Origin of the sequence: Shigella sp. FC1661 (genome assembly GCF_001712525.1) — a bacterium.
Classification (GTDB): Bacteria; Pseudomonadota; Gammaproteobacteria; order Enterobacterales; family Enterobacteriaceae; genus Escherichia; species Escherichia coli.
This window is the reverse complement of sequence record NZ_MDGW01000529.1, coordinates 1-263: the sequence shown is the minus strand read 5'-3', so window position 1 is coordinate 263 and position 263 is coordinate 1. Positions and strand designations below refer to the sequence as shown.

Genomic DNA, 263 nt, shown 5'->3' with positions numbered 1-263 from the left:
ACGCCATGCGCTTCCCCGGAGGAGAAATGGCGGATCTGTACAGTCATCGCTGGGAAATCGAACTGGGATACAGGGAGATAAAACAGACGATGCAACTGAGCAGGCTGACGCTGAGAAGTAAAAAGCCGGAGCTTGTGGAGCAAGAGCTGTGGGGTGTCTTACTGGCTTATAATCTGGTGAGATATCAGATGATTAAAATGGCGGAACATCTGAAAGGTTACTGGCCGAATCAACTGAGTTTCTCAGAATCATGCGGAATGGTG

Annotated in this window: 1 protein-coding gene; it reads left to right on the top strand. The window is 49.0% G+C overall.

What is annotated here, in order from left to right; all coding sequences use genetic code 11:
- Window positions 1-263, top strand: a 263-nt coding sequence (locus BFF42_RS21625; protein WP_146759068.1) for a transposase, incomplete at both ends; no start/stop codon positions are given.